This window comes from Methanomassiliicoccales archaeon, from assembly GCA_038740345.1.
Lineage (GTDB): Archaea > Thermoplasmatota > Thermoplasmata > Methanomassiliicoccales > UBA472 > JAJRAN01.
Map to the genome: position 1 here is coordinate 1 of JAVYMA010000039.1, position 7,252 is coordinate 7,252.

Below are 7,252 nucleotides of genomic sequence, written 5' to 3' on the forward strand. Positions count from 1 at the left end.
GGATAAACCGAGTATTTCGTCTGAGATGGGCATCTTCAGAGAATTGAAAAAATCAAACAAGAATGATGAGATTCTGAAAAAAGAGTCTCCAGTGACTCTCGTTGATCATCTCACAGAAGTAAGAGAGCAATTGAAGGTTAGCCTGAGCCGTCTAAAGGGACTTTCTGAAACTGAGAAAAAAGCCATTGAGATGGCTTCCATTCTGCATGACATAGGAAAAGCACATCCTATTTTCCAAAAGGCCCTCGGGCTAAATGGATGGGCAGGAAAGGATGTCTGGGCGAAATCAGGAAAACAAAGCGTAGCTTTGAAATTCGAGAGGAAGGGCTTCAGGCACGAGCTCGCCTCATTAATCATCCTTTTAGCAAACCAGAATTTAATACGCGAAGCGATTAGAGATGAGGTCGTTTTCGACTTGACTTCATATCTGGTAGTATCACATCATGGCAGGATCCGCTGTTCTGTAAGGTCGACGCCATTTGAAGCCCTTAATTCTCAAGGCTCCATGATAAGAGGAGTGATGGAAGGCGATGAGATTCCATCATTAGATCTTTCAAACCTCTTAGGTGTCAATTTGCCGCCGACTAGAGTTGATTTCTCTTGTCTCGAAGCCAAAGAGGACTCTAGGTCATGGGTTGATAGGGTATGGGGACTGGTCGAAGGACCAGGTTCGATTGGGCCATTTAGATTGGGCTATTTAGAAGCAATCGTCAGAATATCTGATTGGAGAGCCAGTGATATGGTTCCCATCGTGGCATTGGGGGCTTATTGATGAAAACTATAGAATTGCATGGTTGCCGCACCTTTCCACTATTAGATTATCTCAAAGGCCTCGGGTGTTATAGGATAATTTCAACTCAGAAGGATACATCGGCCCTTTGTTATTGGAATAAAAGTAACTTAAGCATTTTAACATCATTGAGTCAGGAAGAATTTTTATCCTTCTTCCTTGACGATTATGCTCCTTCCCCGCTATTCGGACCTTGGGGCGCAAGAAGTGGTTTCTATAAAACTGGAAGTGAAGCTACCGCTTCTAAAGCTTTAGAAAAGTTGCTTTCTGTAGATAATCCACGCTTTAATCGTTTAAGAGAGGCACAGTCGAGATTGAAAAAAATTATGATTTCCCTCGGTCTCGAAGAGAAACCTAAAGATGAAAGTAAGGTAGAGTTCCTTAGGATGATTAGGAATTGGGCACCTGACGATATGATTGAATGGATAGATGCTGTCTATATACTCACGGATAATGAAGAAAGACCAGTATCTTTTACACCTCTTTTAGGTACTGGTGGGAATGAAGGGAGCTATAGTTATTTTTCGAACTATCTCCAATCTTTATGCGAAGCGTTTGTCGATAAAACACGACGAGACGATTCAAAAGAGCTTCTCATTCATTCTCTATATGGAAAAGGCTCTCCGAAATTGTCCGATTTGAATGCTGGCCAATTCAATCCCGGAGCTATTTGCGAAATCAATGCGGGGGAAGGATATCTCCAAAAAAAGAAGACAATGAATCCTTGGGATATAATATTAGGATTTGAAGGTTTACAATACTTCTCCGGCTCATGTTCTAAGAGATATTCGACTGGACAAAGCGGAGAACCATCGTTTCCTTTTATCGCGCAACCAACATCTGTTGGAGGAGGAAGCCTGGCATCTCTTGATGTTTTGAATAAAAAATTTGAGGCTGAATTCTGGGTTCCTGTTTGGAGGACGCCAAAGAGCAATCGAGAATTGATAGCTACATTTCGAGAAGCCCGTGCCCATATACTTATGAGAGAAGCTCGGAAAGGACTCGATTACGCAATGGCTGTGGCTAGCCTGGGAGTTGATCGGGGTTTTGACTCATTCATTAGATTTGGAAGAATAGCTAGGCAGGGAAGTGGTGACCAAGCAAATGCAATCGCAGTGCATTTAGCCGAGCATAAAGTAAAGGCGTTGCCAGGCGTGGGGCTAATCGATGAGGTGTCCGGGTGGTTGAGTCTTTTAGAGTCTAAAGAAAAAATATCTGCATTATTGATGAGTAGTCTTAGGAACACGCAAGCAGCAATCGTGGATTATTGTCATCATGGGACAAAGGAACGTCTCCAACAAGTATTGATATCTCTTGGAACTTTACATTCTGCACTTTCGAAATCATCTATAATTGAAGACGAATCGAAAGGCATTCTGCCAAAGATGAATATTAAGCTAGATTGGTTTAACCAATGCAATGATGGTACGACTGAATATCGCATAGCCGCTTCTTTAGCTTCAATATTCGATTCAAATATTGGTTCCATTAAGGAGAACATATTCCCTGTAACTAGGGAGAATGGCCAGTGGCGCTGGAAAAAAGGCTCCCAAAAATGCGTTTGGATGCAAACTAGCCTCATAGAAAATATGATTCGGATTTTAAAGAGGCGTTTGGTCGATGGTGAGCGGCTATCTTTAAATTATACACCTTTAGGCTCGTTAATTTTTGCTTCCTCTTATGATATAAATAGATTTCTGGAGGGAAAAGTCAATGACAAAAAGATATTAGATCTCTGGAGAGGTCTGGCTTTAATAAGGTGGGATAGCTGGAAACAAGCTGATTACTATCTCGATGGAGAATTATATTCAGAAATACCATCTGACTATGCAATTTTGAAATTGACATATCTGCCAGGTGGGATCACTCTAAATAAAAAAGGCTTTGCAAAATTAAGTTTTAACGGAAAGGATGGAATTCAAATAAAACCTGATGCGCGGGTAATCGAAATGCTTGGTGCATGCAGAGGAGTAGAGGCTTTGCGTATCGCTGCAAAGAGGATACAGATAGCCGGGTTTGTTTTAAAAGGACAACGTAGAGGAATGAATTACGACCCTGGTTTCAATCCAGATGCTGAACGTTCTAAAAGATTGGCAGCGTCGCTCCTCATTCCATTTTCAGGAGTAGATGTGTTAATGAAAAAAGTGGTACGAGATATAGAGATCCTCGAAAGTAACCAAAAGGGAGAGGAAATCATTAAAGAAGGAGCGTGAATAAATGAGTTTGGAGAATCTGATGAAGGAATTGGAAACGGCAAACAGGCTCTTAATGAAGGCGAGATTAAAGCCCCTGCAGGGAGATAGATTCCAGCCTACTGGCTTCCCTGATCTAGGACCAGCAGAGTATGTGGCGCCTGATGGAACTGCCATGTTGTTGGTTGAATCAGCTCAATCAATGGCCAATCGAATGGAAGCAGTCTGTTGGGACGATGGAAAAAATGATATCATCCCGGAGTTGAAAGGTCTACCTTACATAATGGTTAAATTGAAAGACGGTGCCACAACGACGTCAATACAGGAGGCGCATCGAATAAATTCAGAATACATATTGGGAAAGAAGGGAGACCCTACTTTCGTCGAATTATTTAAAAAAGAGGCTGGCGTAAATGATAGCACACCAATCGAGTGGAAAAAAATCTATGCGACTATTTTCAAATACGATCCTAACTCGCTCGTTCATGGTGCTTTTTTAGAGGAGGTAGATGGGAGAATTAGATTTCCCAGGGCTCTATCTGCTTTCATCGAAGCAGCAGACGTGAAGCCTGTTCAAAGCGGTGGTGTAAAATTCAGCAGAGTTGCAATGAAGGAAAAGCAGGGAGAGGGAAACGTTCCATATACGCGAATAGAGTATGTTGCCAGAGACATAACGGCCTATTTCAATGTGGATTTATCTGCAATTCGATCAATGGGTTTGGGAAAGAATGCAGAGAATCTGATTATTGCGCTCTCGCTGTTCAAAATAAGGAAATTCTTGGAGAAGGGTCTTAGATTGAGAACCGCTTGTGACCTACAATTAATAGGAGACTTGGAAATTAGTCCCTCCTCATTCAGATTCCCCTCCTCAAAGGAATTATCGGATGAGCTGCCAAAACTCATTGAATCATGTTCGAACATGTTCCCAGAGCCTAGAGTAACTCAAATAAGCGCTAAGGCCTGAGAAAATGTTGACGCTATCCCTTAGATTTCCAGCAGGAGCCTATCACGCCACACCTTGGGGTGCCCATGTTAATGAGGCACAAAAGGAGTGGCCCCCTTCCCCTTGGCGAATAATGAGGGCCATGTTGGCAACGTGGAAGAGGAGGGCTTCAGACATAAAAGAGAGTATTATGAGAGAAATTATGATTCAGCTCTGTGCGGAACCCCCATCTTTCTTGCTTCCCAAAGTGTCCGTGGGTCATTCAAGGCACTATGTCCCCTGGATCAAATCATCGAAGTCGACAAAGGGATTAATTTTTGATGATTTCGTAGCCATTTCTAAGAATGCGACCGCCTTTATATACTGGCCTAATGCAATAATTTCAAAAGAAGGAAAAGAGGCTCTTTCTACAATAGTCTCAAAATTATCTTATTTGGGCAGAGCAGAGTCATGGTGCGAAGTCAAGGTCGTGGAGATAGAATCGGAGGAATTAATTCTATTAGCAAGGTCTAATGGTTTATATCTCGTTGAGCCAGCATCGAAAAATCGAGAAATGCTAGATGGAAGCGGAGAAGGATTAATCAGAAGAATTCTTACTCCTCTACCTATTAACGGTGATAAGCAATTAACAGAAAAGCATGTCTTGATGATTAGCACTAATGAATTGAGAAATGAATTGAATCAGCTAACGCCACCTGGTGCTTTTTGGGAAGAATATTATTTGCCTGAGGGCTGCATAGATGATCAACCATCCCCCGTCCCCCCCTCTACAACTTGCTCTGAGAAAATAAGGGCAATAAGGTATTCATTAGACGCACCAGCACTTCCTCCTGTGACCAAGACCTTGCGTGTGGCCGAAAGAGTGAGGGCGGCATGCATGAGTATCTATGGAGGGGAAGATAGAAAGAAATCTGAGTTTTTCTCGGGTAAAAATGAATCAGGTGAGCCTTTGAAAGGTCACCCACATGCGTATTTCCTTCCTTCCGATGACGACTTAGATGGAAAGTTGGATCATTTGCTTGTCTTTTCACATGATGTAATAAGCGACGATCATGTAAGTTCTTTACGAAATCTTAAGAGACTGAGCCCTAGGGGCTCGGAAATGGCCATTGGGCTCCTCCTTGTTGAGGAGAGTAGTGCAGAAGAAGGAGCGTCGCCATTGCTTTCCCGCTCGCGAATCTGGGAATCATGCACACCTTTCCTTCTCTCTAGGCATCCAAAAACATACAGAAATGGTATCTGGAAAACTATAGCTAAGCCCGAAAGGCTTGTAATCGATGTCTTGGAAGGAACTAAAAGGGACAAATCTTCGATTCTAGTGGACTACGGGGTATCTCCTGATCTGAATTTACTTCAGAAAGATGGTCCCCTTCATCAGCTCCTTTCTAGCTTAGAAATAGCCTCATTTCCAAAACCTTTGCGGATTACAATATTACCTGAGCTTAGGATGAGAGGGTCTGTTCGAAGGTGGTCTGAGTTTCAAAGAACTAGATCAAATGGCATGACCCCGTGTTACGGTCCTGGTTATGGATTCCGAATCGAGTTCGACGAAGAGGTCCCTGGTCCCATAGCGGTAGGATTTGCTTGCCACGAAGGGATGGGGATGTTTCGTCCGCTACGATAGAACCAGGAGAAGTGAAACATGAGCCCGAAAACACGCCGCCGCTGAGGTACGGCCCATCTCGTCGGGGGATGGATGGAGATTGGAGGAGGTATGAACTATGAAAGGGGACCTCCCCATCAACGCCTCAATCTATGAATATATTGCATTGGAGGTTGTTTGTTTATGGAAGAAGTTTTGATTCCTGCGAGAATGGTCAATGAATATGTCTATTGTCCGAGATTATGCTATATCGAATGGGTGCAAGGTGATTTTATTGATTCGGTAGATACTGTGGAAGGGAAGTTCCAGCACCGGAATGTGGACAAAGAATCTGCGTCTTGGGATCAAGACTTGAAGGTAGTACGCTCTTTGATGTTAACAGCTCCTGAAGCACGGCTGTCTGGGAAAATTGATCTTTTAGAACTAGAAGGGCAAAAGGCGGTTCCTATCGATTACAAGAAAGGTTTCGTTCCTGATGTTCCAGAAGGTGCTTATGAACCAGAAATAATGCAGATTTGCGCTCTGGCAGCCATTTTGAGAGAGAATGGCTACGAATGCGATAAAGGTGTAATTTATTATGTATCTTCGAAGAAAAGAGTGGATATAGAAATAACAGAGGATAGAATGAAAAAGTTAAAAGAAATAGTAAGTAACATTCTAACTTTGCCTTTACTTGATAAAGCTCCAGAACCTTTGAAAGATAGCCCTAAATGCCCAAGATGTTCACTGGTTTCTGTATGTCTACCAGATGAGACCAATTTTCTAAAAGGTGAATCGGGAGAAGAGCCGAGGAGGCTAATACCTGCCCGCGATGATTTTATACCATTGTATGTAACGACAGATGGAGCGATAGTGAGAAAAAGGGAAGGTAGGCTAGAAGTGATAAAGGATGATCAATTTTTAGCTGACCTCCCCCTTCATGACGTTTCTCAGGTTTGCATATATGGTGGCGCTTCCATAACCTCACCTGCCGTGAACGAATTGCTTCAAAGAGGAATCCCCATTTCACATTTCACTCGCGGAGGATACTTTCTCGGGATTACAACTGGGGTTTTCAACAATAATGTGAATTTACATTTAGCTCAGTATTCGGCAGTGCTAGATCAAAAGTTGTCACTTTCACTTGCCAGGTCCTTTGTTGAGGGAAAAATTCGCAATCAGCGTACAATGCTGCGTCGCAATGACAAAAGCATTGAGGAAGGGGATTTAGAACAACTTCAAAAATTAGCTCGATCTGCCAGAGATGCTAACGATATTGAAGAATTACTTGGAATAGAGGGATGTGCCGCGCAGATATATTTTAATAGATTCAGCAAAATGATAAAATGTCCTCTCGCGGATACCTTCCATTCGCGCAATAAGCGACCACCAAAGGATCCAATTAACGCGGTGCTCTCATATCTTTATGGCGTCATGGTAAAAGAATGGTTCGTCGTACTCCTTCAAGTCGGCTTTAATCCGTTGCTCGGCTTCTATCATAAGCCTAGGCACGGTAAACCTTCTTTAGCCTTAGATATGATGGAAGAATTTCGACCTTTGATCGCAGACTCAGTTACTATCACTCTCTTCAATAATGGAGAATTAGATGAGAAAGATTTCATTGTCACTAAAGAGGGGACTGGATTAAAACCAGATTGTAAGAAGAAAATTATCAGGGGATATGAAAGGAGGATGAATACTGAAATAACTCATCCGGTGTTTGGATACTCGATTAGTTATCGTAG

At 42.6% G+C, this 7,252-nt stretch carries 5 protein-coding genes; all 5 read left to right on the forward strand.

The window, feature by feature from the left end:
* A partial coding sequence (locus QW520_08725) for a CRISPR-associated endonuclease Cas3'' (GenBank protein MEM0449887.1) occupies nucleotides 1-772 on the forward strand: 772 nt, incomplete at its 5' end.
* A complete protein-coding gene (gene csx17, locus QW520_08730) occupies nucleotides 772-3,003 on the forward strand; it encodes a type I-U CRISPR-associated protein Csx17 (protein ID MEM0449888.1) in 2,232 nt (743 codons plus the stop codon). The genes QW520_08725 and csx17, both read left to right, overlap by 1 nt.
* Nucleotides 3,004-3,025: 22 nt before the next feature.
* Nucleotides 3,026-3,946 carry a type I-U CRISPR-associated RAMP protein Csb1/Cas7u gene (gene cas7u / locus QW520_08735; protein ID MEM0449889.1) on the forward strand — a complete coding sequence of 307 codons (921 nt, stop codon included), beginning with the start codon at nucleotides 3,026-3,028 and terminating at the stop codon, nucleotides 3,944-3,946.
* Nucleotides 3,947-3,950: 4 nt separating this feature from the next.
* Nucleotides 3,951-5,549 (forward strand): type I-U CRISPR-associated protein Csb2, encoded by a 1,599-nt coding sequence (gene csb2, locus QW520_08740; GenBank protein ID MEM0449890.1) that lies wholly within the window; start codon nucleotides 3,951-3,953, stop codon nucleotides 5,547-5,549.
* A gap of 162 nt (nucleotides 5,550-5,711) precedes the next feature.
* Nucleotides 5,712-7,252 (forward strand): CRISPR-associated endonuclease Cas1 (cas1, locus tag QW520_08745; GenBank protein ID MEM0449891.1); only part of this gene is annotated, 1,541 nt, incomplete at its 3' end.

Bases quoted from the DNA above. Each gene is read 5' to 3' on its own strand.
- csx17 (MEM0449888.1), top strand. From the start codon at position 772: ATGAAAACTATAGAATTGCATGGTTGCCGCACCTTTCCACTATTAGAT.
- cas7u (MEM0449889.1), top strand. From the start codon at position 3,026: ATGAAGGAATTGGAAACGGCAAACAGGCTCTTAATGAAGGCGAGATTA.
- csb2 (MEM0449890.1), top strand. From the start codon at position 3,951: ATGTTGACGCTATCCCTTAGATTTCCAGCAGGAGCCTATCACGCCACA.